The sequence below is a fragment of the Pantoea sp. AS142 genome (assembly GCF_037152305.1).
GTDB lineage: Bacteria > Pseudomonadota > Gammaproteobacteria > Enterobacterales > Enterobacteriaceae > Pantoea.
In genome coordinates this window covers 54,986-72,829 of record NZ_JBBCMO010000011.1, presented here as the reverse complement: position 1 = coordinate 72,829, position 17,844 = coordinate 54,986, and the positions used below count along the sequence as shown (strand labels likewise).

The following is a 17,844-nucleotide window of genomic DNA, read 5'->3' as shown; positions in this document are numbered from 1 at the left end:
ATTTTTAAAGCACGCTTCGCCGTTTCCAAATTTGGTTCCAGCCCATGAAGCGCGAATTCGCGATAACTATAGAACACTCAAAACGACTAGTGTTCCAGAAAGTGAATTTTTTTACTGAATTGACACATCATTACAGAACACTCTGTTATCAGGCTTACGCAACACAGTATAAACCTTGGCTGGTTAAGGAATTGTGGCGGCCATAACAAACCTGACACCTTTCCAGGACAGGCGCATCATCCCTGCTTACTATTGCAGTAAAATGACTGACTGGTCTGATCACTCAAGGAAATAGCAATGCGAATAATTCTGGCAGCTGTGGCGTGGTCTTTACTGCTACCGGCAAGCGTGATGGCGCATGACATCAGGCAGAATATGCGGGTACCAGCCGTTGGCGTGAATGACAAAGGTGAGCTGTTATTACAGCAGGAGAAGTTTAGCTACAAAAACTGGAATAGCGCGCAGCTGAGCGGAAAAATACGCGTTATTCAGCATATTGCCGGTCGTTCATCCGCTAAGCAGATGAATGCAGCATTGATAGAGGCAATCAAGGCCGCGAAGCTGCCGCATGATCGCTATCAGACGACCACTATCATTAATACGGATGATGCCATTCCCGGCACGGGTATGTTTGTGCGCAGCAGCGTTGAGACCAATAAGCAGCAATATCAGTGGTCGCAATTTGTCGTCGACAGTAAGGGCAATGTGCAGCGTGCCTGGCAGTTACAGCCGGGCAGTTCCGCTATTGTGGTGCTGGATAAGCAGGGCAAGGTGAAATTTGTGAAAGATGGACCGCTCACACAGAATGAAGTGACAAAAGTGATTGCGCTGGTCACGTCACTGCTGAAGGCGTAATCGCTGAAACCCCGGCGGGAAAAGAATCGCCCGCCGGGGTTTCAGCGGGCTGCGCGTTCAGACAGCGTTAAAACAGTGAAACGCGGAAGCCCGGATTAAGGAAAGATTCTCGCGGGGCATAGTCAAGGGTTTTCCCCTGCCAGTCATGCACATGCGCCCCAGCGGCCATCGCCACGGCATGGCCTGCGCCGGTATCCCAGATGTTCGTTGGCCCGAAGCGCGGATAGAGCTGGGCTTTCCCTTCTGCGACCAGGCAGAATTTCAGTGAAGAGCCTGTCGCGACGGTCTGATGCTCACCCAGCTGCTTCAGGTACTCTTTCATCTCGTCGTCATCGCCATGCGAACGGCTCACCACCACCAGCGGTGGACGCGCATCTCGGGCCTGAATCTGTTCACGCCGACCGCCCTCCTCTTTCCACGCTTTGCCGTCTGCCGCAGAGTACATCACGCCCAGCACAGGCGCATAGACCACACCCATCACCGGCTTGCCTGCTTCAATCAGCGCAATATTCACGGTAAATTCACCATTACGTTTGATGAACTCTTTGGTGCCATCCAGCGGATCGACCAGCCAGTAGCGCTGCCAGTGCTGACGTACCTCCCAGGCTGGCGGATCTTCTTCTGACAGCACGGGAACCTCTGGCGTTAATTGCTTCAGGCCAGAAAGGATCACCTCATGCGCAGCGATATCCGCGGCGGTTACCGGCGAATCGTCCGATTTGTGAGAAACGTCAAGCGGCGCGGCACCGTTATAAACCTGCATAATCGCGTCGCCTGCTTCGCGTGCCAGTTGGCAGATTGGCTCTAACATTTTTCACCTCATTGTGTCTGTCTGCTGCAGGATCAGCTCACCGTCAAATAGTGATATTTTAGCAGTTCCGCCTGATGTGCCCATTTACATATACGGTGGCAATCCAATTTATAGATATATCAATACCATAGTTGCCGGCCTATCACCAAGCCTGAGCCGCTGCGTCTCTGTCGTATAAGAATCTGCCGCTGGCTGATGCGACAAAACGTTATATCCATCACGATTTAAAATAACCAACGGGCAGGCTTTTACATTATTTTGAGATCCTTCTTTATTTTGCAGCAGGAGCAAGCATGTTTAAGCCCGGAATGATGTTACTGGCCCTAAGCGTTTCCCTCGCCACACAGGCCGCGACGGTGGATTTGCGGATACTGGAAACCACCGATCTGCACAGCAATATGATGGATTTCGACTATTACAAAGATACGCCAACCGAGAAATTTGGTCTGGTCCGAACCGCCACGTTGATTCACGCCGCACGCCAGGAGGTGAAAAACAGCCTGCTGGTTGATAACGGCGACATCATTCAGGGCAGCCCACTGGGCGACTATATGGCGGCAAAAGGATTACGTGAGGGCGAGATCCATCCGGTCTATAAGGCACTCAACACGCTGGATTACAGCGTTGGCAACCTCGGCAATCATGAATTCAATTATGGACTGCCCTACCTGAAAAAAGCGCTGGCGGGCGCCCGTTTTCCTTATGTTAATGCCAACGTGATGGACGTGAAGAGCGGCAAACCGCTGTTTACGCCCTGGATCATCAAACCTACCACGGTGGTTGACCGTGAGGGCAAAACGCAGACCCTAAGAATTGGTTATATCGGCTTTGTGCCGCCACAGATCATGGTGTGGGATAAAGCTAACCTGCAGGGCAAGGTGCGGGTCGATGACATCACGGAAACAGCTCGCCGCTACGTGCCTGAGATGCGTGCGCAGGGCGCCGATGTGATTATTGCCATCCCCCACTCCGGCCTGAGCAGCGAGCCGTATCACACGATGGCGGAGAACTCGGTTTACTATCTCAGCCAGGTAGAAGGCATTAATGCCATCCTGTTTGGTCATGCGCATGCCGTCTTCCCCAGCAAAGATTTCGCTGACATTAAGGGCGCAGACATTGCTAACGGCACCCTGAACGGGATTCCGGCGGTAATGCCAGGCATGTGGGGCGATCACCTTGGCGTGGTCGACCTGGTTCTGAACAATGAGGGGGGACGCTGGCAGGTGAGCAGCGGCAAAGCGCAGGCGCGGCCAATCTATGATACCGCCACGAAGAAATCACTGGCGGCGGAGGATTCGGCGCTGGTGAAAGTGCTGGCTGACGATCACCGCGCTACGCGGGAGTTTGTGGCGAAGCCCATCGGCAAGTCCGCCGATGTCATGTACAGCTATCTGTCGCTGGTACAGGACGACCCGACGGTGCAGATCGTCAATAATGCCCAGCGTGCCTACGTGGAGCATTTCATTCAGGGCGATCCGGATCTGGGTCGTCTTCCGGTGCTCTCTGCTGCTGCACCGTTTAAAGCGGGCGGACGTAAGAACGATCCAGCCAGCTATGTCGAAGTGGAGAAAGGCGCGCTGACCTTCCGTAACGCGGCCGATCTCTATCTCTATCCCAACACCCTGGTGGTGATGAAGATCAGCGGTGCGCAGGTTAAAGAGTGGCTGGAGTGCTCTGCGGGTCAGTTTAATCAGATCGATCCTCACAGCACGAAAACGCAGCCGCTGATCAACTGGGATTTTCGAACCTACAACTTTGATGTGATCGATGGGGTCAGTTATCAGATCGATGTGACTCAGCCCGCACGTTATGACGCGGAGTGTCAGCTGACCCATCCTGATGCCTCACGTATCCGTCAGCTGAGCTGGCAGGGTAAACCAATCGATCCACAGGCCACTTTTCTGGTGGCGACCAATAACTATCGCGCTTACGGCGGCAAGTTTGCCGGCACCGGGGATAAGTACATCGCTTTTGCCTCGCCGGATGAGAACCGTTCGGTAGTTGCAGCCTATATCAGCGCGGAAACCAAAGCGCACGGTGAAGTTCAGCCGAAGGCGGACAATAACTGGCGGCTGGCACCCATTACCTCATCCACCCCGCTCGACATTCAGTTTGAAACGGCACCGGGTGATAAAGCGACCGGGTTTATTAAGCAGCATGCGCAATATCCGCTTCAGCCCAAAGGGACAGATGCGGTTGGCTTCGCGCTGTGGCAGGTGAATTTACAGCAGAAATAAGGCGGGAGAAAACGCTGCAACCGTGATGGTTGCAGCGTCCGGCAATTACAGAATTTCCAGCAGTTCGACTTCGAAGATCAGGGTGCTGAAAGGTGGAATAGAGGCACCCGCACCGCGCTCGCCATAGGCGAGGTTCTGTGGGATGACCAGTTCCCATTTTGAGCCAACCGGCATCAGGGTCAGTGCTTCAATCCAGCCTGGGATCACGCCGCTAACCGGGAATTCCGCGGGTTCGCCACGAGCAACAGAGCTGTCGAACACGCTGCCGTCGATCAGTTTGCCGGTGTAATGAACGCGTACGCGATCCTGACGTGACGGGATTGGACCCTCGCCCTGTGTAATCACACTGAACTGGAGGCCTGATTCGGTGCTGCTCACGCCTTCACGCTGCGCATGTTCCTGCAGGAACGCCTGACCTTCTGCTGCCATCGCTTCAGTGCGCTCACGACGCACGCCTTCAGCGCGTTCATGCACTTCGCGCAGCGCGCGATGAACGACATCAACCGGTACAGCCGGCGAGTTCCCTTCCAGCGCGTCGCGCAGACCCGCGAGCAGTGCTTCTGGTTGCAGACCCTGCAGACCAGATTCCAGCAACTGCTGGCCAACCTGTAAACCGATACCGTAACTTGCTTGTGCTTCGACGCTGTCGAAAGAAGGGGTAGTCATCTTCGTTCCTTTCACTCTCGGATAAATTCGAACCGGCAGCATAGCAGCGCAGGCCGCTGCCGTAAAATGCCCTGCGTCGCAGATGACTTTTGCGAGGGAAAGAGAAACAATAGCGCCGTCAAATTTATCAATGCTGGCGGGCACTTCGAGCCGGTATTGCCCATACTATAACTATCGATGGGGATCACCCCGTCTGTAGCACCTGAATAAGAGAGCAACTATGGGCCAGATTGCCCCACGACGCCGCAGGATGCGTGCAACACATATTTTATCCCGGCTGCAGACCTGGCTGGCCGCACGCAGGCCTCAGCAGCCTGCCGGAGAGGAGGAACCCCGAATGGCTTCAGACACGTCATCCCGCCTGCCAACATGGCTTCAGCGTATCTGGCATTTTACTGACCACATTCGCTGGATGGATCCGCTGCCTGCGCCGCACCGTCGTGGCATTGTGGCTGCATTGCTGGTGATGCTGGTGGCGTTTCTCTGGCCAGCCAGCACGCTGCGTTATCCGGTCGAGCAGCCGGTCGCACCCCAGGCGGAGAAAGAAGTACCGATGCAGGCGGATATTTATGGTGACCGTAGTACCCGCCAGCCTTCATCCTCACCGTCTCAGCAGACGCCGAAGGCAGATTCTCAGGGCGAGTGGCGCAACCTGACCATCGCTTCCGGTCAGACCCTGGCGCAGCTGTTTCGTGACAATAGCCTGCCGGTCAATGATGTGTTTGCGATGGCGCGGGTAGAAGGCAGCGATCAGCCACTCAGCTCACTGAAAAGTGGTCAGCAGGTTAAAATCCGTCAGGACGCGCAGGGTGCAGTGACGGGACTGACGGTTGATGGCGCAAACGGCCCGGTGCTGTTCACTCGCCAGCCAGATGGCAGCTTTATTCGTGCGCAGTAGTGCGGAAAGTGGCAGGATAAAGCCATAAAAACAAAAACGCCGGCACAGGGCCGGCGTTTTTGTCGTGCTCAGTTAATAATTAACCAGCAACGACTTTCACGATCAGTTTCGCGAATACTTCGCTGTGAACCTGGAAGTCCACTTCATGCTCACCGGTAGTGCGCAGAACGCCGTTCGGCAGACGAACTTCGCTCTTAGCGACTTCAACGCCTGCTGCAGTCACTGCATCAGCGATGTCGCGGGTACCGATTGAACCGAACAGTTTACCTTCATCGCCAGCTTTAGACGTGATGGTGACAGTGCTCAGTGCATTGATTTTCTCAGCGCGTGCAGTCGCTGCAGACTGAACGTCAGCCAGTTTGGCTTCCAGTTCAGCACGGCGTGCTTCGAAGAACTCAACGTTTTTCTTGGTAGCAGGAACAGCTTTGCCCTGTGGTACCAGGAAGTTACGAGCGTAGCCCGCTTTAACGTTAACCTGATCACCCAGGCTGCCCAGGTTTGCTACTTTATCAAGCAGAATAACTTGCATTACCTTATCCTCTTAAAGTCGTTAATGGACAGTTGCCGATTACTGATGACGATCAGTGTACGGCAGCAGAGACAGGTAACGCGCGCGCTTGATGCAGCGAGCCAACTGACGCTGGTATTTTGCACGAGTACCGGTGATACGGCTCGGGACAATTTTACCGCTTTCGGTAATGTAGTTTTTCAACGTTGCGATGTCTTTGTAATCGATCTCAACAACGCCTTCCGCGGTGAAACGGCAGAACTTGCGACGACGGAAATAACGTGCCATTAGGCTAGTCTCCAGAATCTATCAATTCAATCTGCTCGGCATGGAACACCACTTTGCTCTGGCCATTTCGTGCCTGGTGGCAACTAATGAAACCGTCGAGGGTGATTTGCGTGCCGACCGTTATATGTTGAGTAATCACCTGATGGACGCTGCCGCTAATAATAACAGGCATACGACACCAGGCTTGCCGGTGAAACCCGGCCTCCTCCTGCACTGAGCGGTGCTCAAGCACGAACTGACAGTGAGGAATTCCTGACGGGCTAATTTTTCGGACCGGCGTCTTGCACACAGTGCCAGACAAACGCAGTCGATTAACCGTCACGATGGATTACTCTTCAGAATCCCCAGCATCTGACTCATCAGCGGATTCGTTAGCAAAATCTTCGCGACGATCACGACGCTCATCTTTCGCTTTAACCATCGGTGATGCTTCAGTTACCGCGTTTTTAACGCGCATAACCATGCTACGGATAACGGCGTCGTTGAAGCGGAAGTTTGTTTCCAGCTCATCGATCGCTTCCTGCGGCGCTTCAACGTTCATCAGAACGTAATGCGCTTTGTGCAGTTTATTGATCGGGTAAGCCAGCTGACGGCGACCCCAGTCTTCCAGACGGTGAATCGTGCCTTCTGCACCAGTGATAGCACCAGTGTAACGCTCGATCATGCCAGGAACCTGTTCGCTCTGGTCAGGATGAACCATAAATACGATTTCGTAATGACGCATCGAAATTGCTCCTTACGGATTATTCAGCCTCCTGTCGGGGTCAACCGCGGCCCATGGAAGCAAGGAACGTTATAGGCTGTGTCCCACAAAGGTTCGCCGTGACGAGCGCTTGTGGGACACAGCCTGAGAATGCGGCTGAAAAATTGACGCGTAATCATACTGGCGGCGCCCTCTAAACTCAAGCGCACATTTAAACAAATCGGCGGTGGCATGCCAGATGCCGTGACTTTTTGTGCTAACAGAGTGAATACAGAGCGTTAATCGACGTTTGTTCAAAAACGCTGACGAAGAGGTTCAGGGGAACGATCTGGCGATAATCTGGCCGGTTACTAGAATGAATAGTGACGCTACGGGCAGGTATTGTGGCGTCTCCCAGTGTGTTCCCTGACGTGAGGAGTCGGGCATGAAAACGTTCGTTATCGCCACTTTACTGGGCCTCTTCCTGTCTCCACCCACTCTTGCCAGCAAGGCTGACTGTGCGCAGCAAATAAGAAGTCACAGCAGCGAAGCGGCATCAGGTTATGTCTACGTTAATCGGCTGGATACGCCGGAAAGGAACCCAGTCAACACGCCTGCCAGAGCAGCAGAAAAATTGTCTGCGCACGGGTAAGTGCCGGTAAGTTTACGGGCGGCAGATGCCTTCTCCGCCCGTTCATTTTTTATAGCTGTTGTGCAAAAAAGCTGACCAGCGCCGTCAATGCTGATGGCGTGATCTTATGGCCAATCTGTTTTTCCGACAGCGAGGTCAAATGCTGCGCCAGCCCGTTGTCATGCAGTGCCCTTTCCAGCCGTACGCTTTCCGCCCAGGGCACCACCTCATCCGCCTCACCATGCCACAGTAGTAACGGACGGTTTGCCAGTGCCTCCAGTCGGTTGCAAGGATCATAGTCCGCCAGCGATGCCATGCGGGCAGCAAATTGCGCTTTCTGCTCCGGCGTGACGGCCACCAGCGGCGGAAACAGCGACTGACTGAGCTGCATAAAATAGCCCGATCCCATCATGCAGGCAACGCTCTTAATCTGCGGATAGCGCGCCATCGCACCTAATGCTGTCATGCCGCCCATTGAAGCGCCCGCTACCGCGAAACGCTCTCCGGCGATCAGATTCTCCTTACGCAGTGCGGCTTCCAGCAGCGGCAGCTCATCAATGTTCTGTTTCAGAATCTCCCAGAAGCGGCCAAGGCGTGCATCAGCGTCACCGTGATAACGCGCGCCATGCAGCTCCGCATCCGGCATCACTGCGCGAAATCCCGCCTGCGCGAGGGCAACAGCAAAGTAGGCGTAGACCTCTTTTGACGAGGTAAAGCCGTGATAAAACAGCACGGTGGGCAGTTGCTGATGCCGTTGTCCGGCAGGCGTGGCGTGCAGGCATTCGATACCGGCCAGCGTTTCTGTGGTGAGTTCAATCATGGTCTCTCCTGAGCGGGGTAAGACGTGCCGTTCAAGTGTAGGGTCTGCGGGTGAATTTGCGAAATCCCCCGCTGCGCTTAGTCACCAGATTTCCTCCTAAACTTTTCCCGTGCTCTGCCGTTGATGGTGTATTCCTCTAACGTGATTAAAGGTAATTTATGAAGCGCCTCTCTCTCAGCAGACTGAGTCTCGGAGTTAAGCTGTCTGTACTGACGTCTCTTAGCGTTGCGCTGTTGTTGCTGGTATTGACACTGACGCAAAGCTACAACGCCTCGCGCCAGCTGGAAAATCTCGCCATTGATGACATGCGCAACCAGGTGCAGGGCATCAGTGAAATGGTCACCATGTTTAACGCTACCCTCACCGACGAGGTGGCTCACTACACCAGTTTGTTTACCAGCTTCCTGCCTAAGCGCTTTAGCCTGGATGAACGCTCCCGGGTGCAGGTCGGCGCTTTTTCGACCCCCGTGCTACGCGCCGGGTTAAAAACACTGAACCTCGACCAGAGCGCAGTAGATGATTTCACTGAACGCACCGCCGCCGTAGCGACCATTTTTGTGCGAGAAGGCGATGATTTTATTCGTATTTCCACCTCGCTGAAAAAGCAAGATGGCAGTCGCGCAATTGGTACACAGCTTGACCGCAGCGGCGCCGCCTGGAAAAGCGTCCATCAGGGCGATGTCTACCTTGGGCTTGCGACACTGTTCGGCCATCGCTACATCACACAATATCAGCCGGTAAAAGATGAGAGTGGCAGGGTCATCGCCGTCCTGTTTGTCGGTGTCGGCATTGATAAACAATATGCGCTGATGCGTGAAAAAATTCTGGCTCGTCGGCTGGGTGCCAGCGGTCATTTCTTTGTGCTCAACGGCACACCTGGCAAGGCTCAGGGAGAGTATCTGTTCGATCAGCACAACGAAGGGAAACGGCCAGGCTGGGATAGGACAACGTTGCAGCCGCTGCTGACGCAGCCGCAGGGCATGCAGCAGGTAGCGATCAACGGTGAACACCAGATTCTCGCCTGGCAGCAGTTACCAGGCTGGAACTGGGTGATCGCTGGCGAAGTTAACCGTAGCAGCCTGCTCGCCCCCATTACGCATAGCCGTAACCTGTTCCTGAGTACCGGACTGATTCTGGTGGTCATCTTTGCGCTGGGGTTTGTCTGGTACACCCGTCGGGCAATGACTCGTCCTCTGCAGCAGGTGATCCACCTGGCGGAGCAATATGCCGCCGGGAATCTGCAGGTCCATATGGATACCCATCGTCGCGACGAAGTGGGCCAGTTGATCAATGCGATTAACGGCATTGGCGATGGGCTGGAGAAGATCGTGGGGCAGGTTCGCGGAGCCGCGCAGGAGATCAGCGACGGCACGGATACCATTGCGGCCAGCAGTCATAACATCAGCGAACAGATCGGGCGTCAGGCCAGCAGCGTAGAGCAGACTTCCGCCAGCATGGCGCAGTTTGGTGCAACGGTTGAACACACTGCAGACAGCCTGCGTCAGGCGATGTCACTGGTGGCCGAAGCCAGCGATATCGTCAGTCACGGCAGCCAGACGGTGGTGCGCTCGGTAAACACCATGTCGGCGATTAAGGTTTCATCACAAAGCATTGCTGATATCACTCACGTAATTGAGTCGATCGCCTTCCAGACTAATATCCTGGCGCTAAATGCCGCAGTTGAAGCAGCGCGTGCCGGTGAACAGGGACGAGGCTTTGCCGTGGTGGCCGCAGAAGTACGTGCGCTGGCACAGCGTTCTGCGCAGGCCGCCAAAGAGATTGATGGGTTGATTGCGACGTCCATCGGCAATGTGGCGGAGGGACATCAGTTATCTGAACAGACGCGAGATGCGATGAGCGACATTGTGACCCATATTGAACAGGTTCAGGCACTGATGGGCGAGATCAACGTAGCGGCGCAGCAACAGGCGGCGGGCATCAGCCAGGTAAATCTGGCCATGAATCAGATCAGTCAGGCCACTCATCAGAACAGCGAACTGGTGGCACAGGCGGAAAACAGCGCTCAGAACCTGAGTGATAAAGGGCATCATCTGACCCAGCTGGTCAGCGTATTTAGCCTGAAATCCTGACGTCATTCAGGGGGATGACATACACTTAATGTCTCGTCCTGAATAAGGGTTTTGTTATGCGTTCCGCTTACTTACTGGTGATAACCCTGTTGCTGGCTGGCTGTTCCGCGTTTGAGACCACGTCAAAAGCACCGCCCGCGCCAACGCAACAGGCGCAGGAGATTTCACGGACGCAGAGTGGTGGTTTGCCGAAGCGGGGTAACATTACCGTTAACGTGCACGGCTCACCAGATGACGCCCAGCGGGCCATTGACGCCCAAGCTAATCAGGCCGGGGCAGCTTACTATCAGATTGTGATGCTGAGCGAGACGGTAATGCCGGGCTTCTGGTACGCCAGCGCGATTCTTTATGGTGCATCACCTGCCACAGGCGCGGGCCAGTAAACGATCTGCGATTGCTGCCTCCAGCGGGCGTGAGCCACGCTGATCGAGCCACTGCTGGCACCATGCATCTGCCAGCGGCGGCTCGGCATATTTGAGTAGCTGCGCGCCCGTCGCCAGCTGGAACAGCGTGCGGGCGACCTCGCGCGCCTGCTCTTCAGGTACGCTGCTAAGCCTCAGCCGCATCTGTCGCCAGCGCATATCGAAATGACGATTAATCCCTTTCACTGCTTCAAATTCCTGACTCAGCATCTCCTTGACCTCTGCCTGGCGGGCAAGCACGCGCAGGACGTCAAGACACATCACATTGCCCGATCCTTCCCAGATGCTGTTAACCGGCATGTCACGATAAAGGCGCGGCAGCTCACTCGCTTCGCAGTAGCCGATCCCCCCCAGCACTTCCATCGACTCCGCCACGAAAGGCGCACCCGCTTTGCAGATCTGATATTTTGCTGCCGGCGTAAATAAGCGGGCAAAGGTGACCTCATGCGGTTTTGCTGGGTGCGACCAGGCTCGCGCCAGCCGCATCAGCAGCGCGGTTTGTCCCTCCAGTTGCAGCGTCTGCATTGCCAGAACCTGACGCATCAGCGGCTGCTCCACCAGGTTTTTGCCCATCACCCGGCGCTGATGTGCATGCCAGATAGCCACCGAGAAGGCGCGCCGCATCTGACCATGACTGCCGAGCGCGCAGTCAAAGCGCGTCATACTGCCCATCTTTAGGATCAGCCGTAACCCTTCGCCCTCCTCTCCCAGAAGCCAGCCGGTCGCGTCGCGAAACTCCACTTCGCAGCTGGCATTCGAGCGATTGCCGAGCTTATCTTTAAGCCGCTCAAGCTGGATGGCGTTGCGTGACCCGTCGGGCAACAGCCGCGGCAGGAAGAAGCAGCTTAATCCAGCATGTGTCTGAGCCAGCACCAGATGCGCATCGCTCTGCGGCACAGAGAAGAACCATTTGTGGCCGGTCAGCCGGTAGGCTTCACCCGGGCCACGCGCACCCAGCGGCTCGGCCTGGGTAGTGCTGGTGAGCAGATCGCTGCCGCCCTGTTTTTCGGTCATGCCCATACCGATCAGCAGACCGTGTTTCTGGTCTCCGGGTTGTGCATGGGTATCGTAGCGATCGCTGAGCAGCGGGGCTAGCCAGCTCTTAAACACGGCGGGCAGATAAGTCTGAAGCAGTGGAATGGCCGCGTGTGTCATGGTGACCGGGCAGAGCGTGCCCGCTTCCACCTGTGCGTGCAGAATAAAGCGGGCAGCGCGCGCCACGCTGGCCTGTTCACGCACTGTAGGTTGCCAGCTAAGGTTATGCAGGCGGCTGGCGCAGACGCCCTGCATCAGCAGGTGCCAGGCGGGGTGAAAACGGACTTCATCCATGCGTACGCCACGGGCATCGTAGCGCAGCAGTTCAGGCGGTTCAGCATTGGCGAGCCGGCCCAGCTCCAGCGACTCGGCGCTGCCGAGCTGTCGGCCTACCGAAACCAGCCATTCCCGGTCCCATCCGGCGCCTTCGCGTGACAATGCCTCGCCGAGCGGCGTATCCGACAGAAACAGATTGCTGTTGCTCAGAGGATGGGGCTGATTAAAAACGGTGTGTGTTGTCCAGGTCATAACCACTCCTCGCGGATGTCACTCAGTAAGTATGCGAATGACGTGCAGTTATGCCTGGTACAGAAACTAATTTGTGGCGAGGATCACATCGGGAATCAGGCGTTGCGCTGACGTACCGCTTCAAACAGGCAGACACCGGTGGCGACCGAGACATTCAGCGAAGAGACGCTGCCCGCCATCGGAATGCTGATCAGCTCATCGCAATGCTCACGGGTCAGACGACGCATGCCTTCCCCTTCCGCACCCATCACCAACGCCATCGGGCCGGTCATCTTGCTCTGGAAGACAGTATGGTCAGCTTCACCGGCAGTACCGACAACCCAGATGTTGTACTCCTGCAGCAGACGCAGGGTACGGGCCAGGTTGGTGACGCGGATCAACGGCACATTCTCTGCCGCACCGCTGGCCACTTTTTTGGCGGTGGCATTCAGGGGGGCAGAACGATCTTTCGGCACGATAATCGCATGAATACCGGCGGCATCGGCGCTGCGCAGGCAGGCACCCAGATTGTGCGGATCGGTGACCCCATCCAGCACCAGCAGGAACGGTTTCTCCAGGCTCTGCAGCAGATCTGGCAGGTCGCCTTCCTGATACTGACGACCTGGTTTCACCCGGGCCACGATACCCTGATGCACACCGCCTTCAACCTGGCTGTCGAGCCACTTGCGCTCAGCCAGTTGAATCACGATCCCCTGAGCGTCCAGCGCGGCGATCACGGGTTGCAGGCGACGATCGTCGCGACCTTTGAGGATAAAGACTTCTTGGAAACGTTGTGGATCACGTTCCAGCAGCGCCTGCACGGCATGAATACCAAAAATAATTTCGCTCATCGATCTGCTCAGTGTTTGGAAATGAAAAAATTACCGCCCTTTCTCGGGTGAAAAAGGGCGGGGTCGCGCATCAGTCAGGCTGCGCCTTTTTTCTGGCGCGCTTCGCCCGGGTGGCAGCGGCGATTTTACGGGTTTTTTCCGAGACGTTTTTACTTTTATTCTCGGCATTCGCAGCGGCGGGTTTGCCTTTTTCACCCCGGAAAGCGGTATCCGGCTCAAAATTGGACTTCTTGCTCACGTCACGACGGCGTTTGACTGGGGCTTTGTCGTCACGCTTCGCACGGTCGCGCGCGGTTTTGCCTTGACCACGCACCTGACGCTGACTGGAGATCAGGGCAAAGTCGATTTTGCGCTCGTCCATATGGACCGCTTCGACACGTACTTCAACCGTGTCACCCAGACGATAGGTGCGACCGCCCGATTCACCAATAAGACGCTGACCCACCGGGTCAAAGCGGTAGTAATCGTTGTCGAGCGTCGAAACGTGAACCAGACCGTCGATGAACAGATCGCTTAAGCGAACAAAGAAGCCAAATCCGGTGACGCTGGAGATGACGCCGTTGAAGACGTTGCCGACCTGATCCTGCATGAAGTCACACTTGAGCCAGTCCGCGACGTCGCGGGTCGCCTCATCGGCGCGACGTTCGGTCAGTGAACAGTGCAGGCCCAATTGCAGCATCTGCGGCATGTCGTAGTGATAGCCGCCGGTCGCTGTCGTCATATCTTTGGCTACGCTGCGCTCTTTCGGCATCAGGTATTTCATGGCGCGCTGTACCAAGCCTTTACCTTCGTCCTGCTCTTTTGCCAGCAGATATTTGATGGCGCGGTGCAGCGTCAGATCCGGATAGCGACGGATCGGCGAGGTAAAGTGCGCATAGGACGAAAGCGCCAGGCCAAAGTGACCGCGGTTTTCGGGATCGTAAACCGCCTGCTTCATCGAACGCAGCAGCATGGTTTGCAGCATTTCCGCATCAGGACGATCGGCAACCTGCTTCAGCAGCGCCGCATAGTCGACAGGCTGCGGTTTGTTGCCGCCAGGGAGACTCAATCCCAGCTCGTTGAGCACGGTACGGAAACTTTTGATGCTTTCATCGGTCGGGCGATCGTGATCGCGGAACAGCGCCGGTTCCTGATTTTTCTCAACAAAGCGTGCCGAGGCGATATTCGCCAGGATCATGCATTCTTCGATCAGCTTGTGAGCGTCATTACGTGACACACGCTCAACACGTTCGATACGACGTTCGGCGTTGAAGATAAACTTCGCCTCTTCCGTTTCAAACGAGATACCGCCACGCTCTTCACGCGCAGCCTCCAGTGCATGATAGAGGTTATTCAGCTCTTCAAGGTCTTTAACCAGCGGCGCATACTGCTGGCGCAGCTCTTTGTCGCCCTGCAGGATGTTCCAGACTTTGTTGTAGGTCAGACGCGCATGGGAGTTCATCACCGCTTCGTAGTGTTTGAAGCCGGTAAGTTTACCTTTGGTCGAAATGGTCATCTCGCACACCATACAGAGGCGATCGACCTGCGGGTTAAGCGAACATAAGCCATTCGACAGCACTTCCGGCAGCATCGGCACAACCTGCGACGGGAAATAAACTGAGGTGCCGCGCTGATGCGCTTCGTCATCCAGTGGCGTACCAGGACGGACGTAATAGCTTACATCGGCGATAGCCACCCACAGACGCCATCCGCCACCGCGTTTCTTCTCACAGTAAACAGCATCATCAAAGTCACGGGCATCTTCACCATCAATGGTAACCAGCGGCAGTTTCCGCAGATCAACGCGGCCTTTTTTGGCTTCTTCCGGTACTTCTTCTTTCAGCTTGCTGACCTGAGCTTCCACTTCCGGCGGCCAGGTGTGGGGGATTTCATGGGTGCGCAGCGCCATATCAACGGCCAGGCTGGTGCCCATATCATCGCCCAGAATCTCAGCCACTTTACCGATCGCTTTGCTGCGACGGTTCGGACGCTGAACCAGCTCAACCACCACCACGGAACCCATGCGGGCATTCATCGTCTCTTCAGGCGGGATAAGGATATCAAAACTCAGGCGACTGTCGTCCGGCACCACAAAGCCAGCACCGGCATCGGTAAAGTAGCGGCCAACGATCTGATTATTACGGGGTTCCTGCACACGGACCACGCGCGCTTCGCGGCGGCCTTTGCGATCGGCGCCCAGTGGCTGCGCCAGAATCACGTCACCGTGCATACAGAATTTCATCTGTTCTGCGGAAAGGTAGAGGTCATCTTTCTGACCTTCTGCCCGCAGGAAGCCGAAGCCATCACGGTGGCCGATGACTTTACCGCGCAGGAGATCAAGACGTTCTGGCAGGGCATAACACTGACGGCGGGTGAACACCAGCTGACCATCACGCTCCATAGCGCGAAGGCGGCGACGCAGCGCCTCAAGGTGCTCTTCTTCGTGCAGATTCATCTCTTCAGCCAGCTCTTCACGGCTGGCCGGTTTTTCACGTTTTTCTAACAGAGCCAGAATAAATTCACGGCTTGGAATAGGGTTCTCGTATTTTTCAGCTTCTCTATCCTGAAAAGGATCTTTTGACATAGCGGTTCCTCCGATGTCATTTAATATTTATTTCCGCCGGCGACCTGGACAGGATGATTTCATAAAGTGGTGTATTTCCTTCGACCAAATCTGCCAGCGTATAGCTATCCAGCTCCTGCAAAAATCGCTGCACCGCATCATGCAGCGCCTGCTTCAGACGACAGGCTGGCGTTATGGAGCAGGAAGCGCAGTCTACTAATTGTAGTGGTTCCATCTTACGTACTACGTCGCCAATGACAATCTGACGAGGCGGCATACCCAGGCGAATGCCCCCATTTTTACCACGCGTTGCGGCGACATAGCCCGCCCGGCTCAGCTGATTGATTATTTTGACCATATGATTACGGGACAAACCGTAGGTGTTCGTCACTTCCGTAATATTGGTCTGCTGACCTTCAGGCAACGATGCCAGATAAATCAGGGCTCGTAAGCCATAATCAGTAAAACTCGTGAGCTGCACAGTAACCTCAGTGAACCTTCAGGCGTGTCATTACGTTATTCGCCATGTGAATGATGTCATGATTAAATCGGATCGCCATTCGATTAACTACGATGATAAACCAGAGTCTGATTGGGCGTGCGTTTTTTTAAGCCAGCACAAGGTTTGACAAGCGAAGGGAGGTTTAGTGGCATCAAAGAGTGGAAAAACAAGGGCCGGACAGTGTCCGGCCTGAATGATTATGCGTCGAACGGGTCGCGCAGAATCATCGTTTCACTGCGATCGGGGCCGGTTGAGATGATATCAATCGGCACGCCCGTTACCTCTTCCACACGCTTGATGTAGTTACGCGCGGCCTGAGGTAAACCTTCCAGTGTCTTGACACCAAACGTTGTCTCGCTCCAGCCTGGCAGGGTTTCGTAGATTGGCTCAATGCCTTCCCAGTTCTCTGCCGCCAGTGGCGTGGTGGTCATTTCGCGGCCATCAGGCATACGGTAAGCAACACAGATTTTCACCTCTTTCAGGCCGTCCAGTACGTCCAGTTTGGTCATGCAGAAACCTGACAGGGAGTTGATCTGGACAGCACGGCGAACCGCTACCGCATCCAGCCAGCCGGTACGACGACGACGACCGGTGGTCGCACCAAACTCATTGCCCTGTGTACAGAGAAATTCGCCGGTTTCGTCGAACAGTTCGGTGGGGAATGGACCTGCGCCAACGCGGGTTGAGTAAGCTTTCACAATACCCAGCACGTAGTCGACATAACGCGGACCAATGCCTGAACCGGTGGCTACGCCACCTGCGGTGGTGTTGGATGAGGTCACGTACGGATAAGTACCGTGATCGATATCCAGCAGCGTACCCTGCGCACCTTCAAACATAATCAGATCGCCACGCTTACGCGCACTGTCCAGCAGTTCAGAGACGTCAACCACCATGCCAGTCAGGATGTCAGCGACTTCCATCACATCACTGAGTACTTTATCGAAGTCGACTGCTGGCTCTTTGTAGTACTCCACCAATTGGAAGTTGTAGAAATCGACGACTTCTTTCAGTTTGGCGGCAAAGGTTTCTTTGTTAAACAGGTCGCTGACGCGCAGTGCACGGCGAGCGACTTTATCTTCATAAGCAGGGCCGATGCCACGACCAGTAGTACCAATTGCTTTGGCACCGCGGGCTCTTTCGCGCGCCATATCCATTGCAACGTGATATTGCAGGATCAGTGGGCAGGCTTCAGAAATCAGCAGACGTTCACGTACCGGAATTCCGCGCGCTTCCAGGCCTTTCATCTCTTTCATTAAGGCTTCAGGAGAGAGCACTACGCCGTTACCAATGATGCTGGTAACGTTATCGCGCAGAATGCCAGATGGGATCAGGTGGAGGACGGTTTTTTCACCGTTGATGACAAGCGTGTGGCCCGCATTGTGGCCGCCTTGATAACGCACAACGTAATTCGCGCGCTCAGTCAGAAGGTCTACAATCTTACCTTTACCTTCGTCACCCCATTGGGTGCCCAGTACGACGACGTTCTTACCCATTTC

General features: G+C 55.2%; 18 protein-coding genes. 6 read left to right on the top strand and 12 right to left on the bottom strand.

Annotation, left to right across the window (positions count from 1 at the left end; genetic code table 11):
• Positions 1-297 precede the first annotated feature (297 nt).
• Positions 298-855, top strand: a complete 558-nt coding sequence (locus WFO64_RS18500; RefSeq protein WP_337013505.1) for a YtfJ family protein — start codon at positions 298-300, stop codon at positions 853-855.
• Positions 856-922: 67 nt separating this feature from the next.
• Here WFO64_RS18500 and cysQ read toward each other — a convergent pair whose 3' ends face one another.
• On the bottom strand, positions 923-1,666 hold the full coding sequence (cysQ, locus tag WFO64_RS18495; RefSeq protein WP_337013504.1) for a 3'(2'),5'-bisphosphate nucleotidase CysQ: 744 nt from the start codon (positions 1,664-1,666) through the stop codon (positions 923-925).
• Positions 1,667-1,959: 293 nt separating this feature from the next.
• Here cysQ and WFO64_RS18490 point away from each other — a divergent pair, with 293 nt between their 5' ends.
• The gene (locus tag WFO64_RS18490) at positions 1,960-3,903 is read left to right on the top strand and encodes a bifunctional 2',3'-cyclic-nucleotide 2'-phosphodiesterase/3'-nucleotidase (protein WP_337013503.1); all 1,944 of its coding nucleotides are present in this window, start codon (positions 1,960-1,962) and stop codon (positions 3,901-3,903) included.
• Between the two features lie 45 nt (positions 3,904-3,948).
• Here the strand turns inward: WFO64_RS18490 and fklB are convergent, their stop codons facing one another.
• On the bottom strand, positions 3,949-4,569 hold the full coding sequence (gene fklB, locus WFO64_RS18485; protein WP_010256433.1) for an FKBP-type peptidyl-prolyl cis-trans isomerase: 621 nt from the start codon (positions 4,567-4,569) through the stop codon (positions 3,949-3,951).
• 220 nt (positions 4,570-4,789) lie between these two features.
• Here fklB and WFO64_RS18480 point away from each other — a divergent pair, with 220 nt between their 5' ends.
• Entirely contained in the window at positions 4,790-5,467 is a 678-nt protein-coding gene (locus WFO64_RS18480; protein ID WP_337013502.1) for a LysM-like peptidoglycan-binding domain-containing protein, read from the top strand.
• Between the two features lie 79 nt (positions 5,468-5,546).
• Here the strand turns inward: WFO64_RS18480 and rplI are convergent, their stop codons facing one another.
• Genes rplI through rpsF form a run of 4 tightly spaced genes read right to left on the bottom strand, consistent with a single transcriptional unit; the run spans position 5,547 to position 6,987 of the window.
• Positions 5,547-5,996, bottom strand: a complete 450-nt coding sequence (gene rplI, locus WFO64_RS18475) for a 50S ribosomal protein L9 (protein WP_337013501.1) — start codon at positions 5,994-5,996, stop codon at positions 5,547-5,549.
• Between the two features lie 39 nt (positions 5,997-6,035).
• On the bottom strand, positions 6,036-6,263 hold the full coding sequence (gene rpsR, locus WFO64_RS18470) for a 30S ribosomal protein S18 (protein WP_002210155.1): 228 nt from the start codon (positions 6,261-6,263) through the stop codon (positions 6,036-6,038).
• Between the two features lie 4 nt (positions 6,264-6,267).
• Positions 6,268-6,585, bottom strand: a complete 318-nt coding sequence (gene priB, locus WFO64_RS18465; protein ID WP_337013500.1) for a primosomal replication protein N — start codon at positions 6,583-6,585, stop codon at positions 6,268-6,270.
• A gap of 6 nt (positions 6,586-6,591) precedes the next feature.
• Entirely contained in the window at positions 6,592-6,987 is a 396-nt protein-coding gene (gene rpsF / locus WFO64_RS18460) for a 30S ribosomal protein S6 (protein ID WP_003855334.1), read from the bottom strand.
• A 403-nt stretch (positions 6,988-7,390) separates the two neighbouring features.
• Here rpsF and WFO64_RS18455 point away from each other — a divergent pair, with 403 nt between their 5' ends.
• A complete protein-coding gene (locus WFO64_RS18455) occupies positions 7,391-7,597 on the top strand; it encodes a hypothetical protein (RefSeq protein WP_337013499.1) in 207 nt (68 codons plus the stop codon).
• 49 nt (positions 7,598-7,646) lie between these two features.
• Here the strand turns inward: WFO64_RS18455 and yjfP are convergent, their stop codons facing one another.
• Complete coding sequence (gene yjfP / locus WFO64_RS18450) at positions 7,647-8,396, bottom strand: esterase (protein WP_337013498.1); 750 nt, start codon at positions 8,394-8,396, stop codon at positions 7,647-7,649.
• Between the two features lie 158 nt (positions 8,397-8,554).
• Here yjfP and WFO64_RS18445 point away from each other — a divergent pair, with 158 nt between their 5' ends.
• Both WFO64_RS18445 and bsmA read left to right on the top strand, forming a co-directional pair.
• Positions 8,555-10,486: a methyl-accepting chemotaxis protein gene (locus WFO64_RS18445; RefSeq protein WP_337013497.1), complete on the top strand. Its 1,932-nt coding sequence runs from the start codon at positions 8,555-8,557 to the stop codon at positions 10,484-10,486.
• Between the two features lie 56 nt (positions 10,487-10,542).
• Positions 10,543-10,869 carry a biofilm peroxide resistance protein BsmA gene (gene bsmA / locus WFO64_RS18440; protein ID WP_337013496.1) on the top strand — a complete coding sequence of 109 codons (327 nt, stop codon included), beginning with the start codon at positions 10,543-10,545 and terminating at the stop codon, positions 10,867-10,869.
• Here the strand turns inward: bsmA and WFO64_RS18435 are convergent.
• The 5 genes from WFO64_RS18435 to WFO64_RS18415 all read right to left on the bottom strand — a co-directional run bounded on the left by WFO64_RS18435 (position 10,843) and on the right by WFO64_RS18415 (position 17,841).
• Positions 10,843-12,471, bottom strand: coding sequence for an isovaleryl-CoA dehydrogenase (locus tag WFO64_RS18435; RefSeq protein WP_337013495.1), 1,629 nt, complete (start codon positions 12,469-12,471; stop codon positions 10,843-10,845). The genes bsmA and WFO64_RS18435 overlap by 27 nt on opposite strands.
• Before the next feature lie 95 nt (positions 12,472-12,566).
• Positions 12,567-13,301, bottom strand: a complete 735-nt coding sequence (gene rlmB / locus WFO64_RS18430) for a 23S rRNA (guanosine(2251)-2'-O)-methyltransferase RlmB (protein ID WP_337013494.1) — start codon at positions 13,299-13,301, stop codon at positions 12,567-12,569.
• Between the two features lie 70 nt (positions 13,302-13,371).
• On the bottom strand, positions 13,372-15,864 hold the full coding sequence (rnr, locus tag WFO64_RS18425) for a ribonuclease R (protein WP_337013493.1): 2,493 nt from the start codon (positions 15,862-15,864) through the stop codon (positions 13,372-13,374).
• Between the two features lie 16 nt (positions 15,865-15,880).
• Positions 15,881-16,324: a nitric oxide-sensing transcriptional repressor NsrR gene (gene nsrR / locus WFO64_RS18420; RefSeq protein WP_337013492.1), complete on the bottom strand. Its 444-nt coding sequence runs from the start codon at positions 16,322-16,324 to the stop codon at positions 15,881-15,883.
• Between the two features lie 218 nt (positions 16,325-16,542).
• Positions 16,543-17,841, bottom strand: a complete 1,299-nt coding sequence (locus WFO64_RS18415) for an adenylosuccinate synthase (RefSeq protein WP_337013491.1) — start codon at positions 17,839-17,841, stop codon at positions 16,543-16,545.
• Positions 17,842-17,844: the final 3 nt, after the last annotated feature.

Excerpts from the sequence above, each read along its gene's own strand:
- WFO64_RS18500 (WP_337013505.1), top strand. The coding sequence starts at position 298 with ATGCGAATAATTCTGGCAGCTGTGGCGTGGTCTTTACTGCTACCGGCA.
- cysQ (WP_337013504.1), bottom strand. The coding sequence starts at position 1,666 with ATGTTAGAGCCAATCTGCCAACTGGCACGCGAAGCAGGCGACGCGATT.
- WFO64_RS18490 (WP_337013503.1), top strand. The coding sequence starts at position 1,960 with ATGTTTAAGCCCGGAATGATGTTACTGGCCCTAAGCGTTTCCCTCGCC.
- fklB (WP_010256433.1), bottom strand. The coding sequence starts at position 4,569 with ATGACTACCCCTTCTTTCGACAGCGTCGAAGCACAAGCAAGTTACGGT.
- WFO64_RS18480 (WP_337013502.1), top strand. The coding sequence starts at position 4,790 with ATGGGCCAGATTGCCCCACGACGCCGCAGGATGCGTGCAACACATATT.
- rplI (WP_337013501.1), bottom strand. The coding sequence starts at position 5,996 with ATGCAAGTTATTCTGCTTGATAAAGTAGCAAACCTGGGCAGCCTGGGT.
- rpsR (WP_002210155.1), bottom strand. The coding sequence starts at position 6,263 with ATGGCACGTTATTTCCGTCGTCGCAAGTTCTGCCGTTTCACCGCGGAA.
- rpsF (WP_003855334.1), bottom strand. The coding sequence starts at position 6,987 with ATGCGTCATTACGAAATCGTATTTATGGTTCATCCTGACCAGAGCGAA.
- WFO64_RS18455 (WP_337013499.1), top strand. The coding sequence starts at position 7,391 with ATGAAAACGTTCGTTATCGCCACTTTACTGGGCCTCTTCCTGTCTCCA.
- yjfP (WP_337013498.1), bottom strand. The coding sequence starts at position 8,396 with ATGATTGAACTCACCACAGAAACGCTGGCCGGTATCGAATGCCTGCAC.
- WFO64_RS18445 (WP_337013497.1), top strand. The coding sequence starts at position 8,555 with ATGAAGCGCCTCTCTCTCAGCAGACTGAGTCTCGGAGTTAAGCTGTCT.
- bsmA (WP_337013496.1), top strand. The coding sequence starts at position 10,543 with ATGCGTTCCGCTTACTTACTGGTGATAACCCTGTTGCTGGCTGGCTGT.
- WFO64_RS18435 (WP_337013495.1), bottom strand. The coding sequence starts at position 12,471 with ATGACCTGGACAACACACACCGTTTTTAATCAGCCCCATCCTCTGAGC.
- rlmB (WP_337013494.1), bottom strand. The coding sequence starts at position 13,301 with ATGAGCGAAATTATTTTTGGTATTCATGCCGTGCAGGCGCTGCTGGAA.
- rnr (WP_337013493.1), bottom strand. The coding sequence starts at position 15,864 with ATGTCAAAAGATCCTTTTCAGGATAGAGAAGCTGAAAAATACGAGAAC.
- WFO64_RS18415 (WP_337013491.1), bottom strand. The coding sequence starts at position 17,841 with ATGGGTAAGAACGTCGTCGTACTGGGCACCCAATGGGGTGACGAAGGT.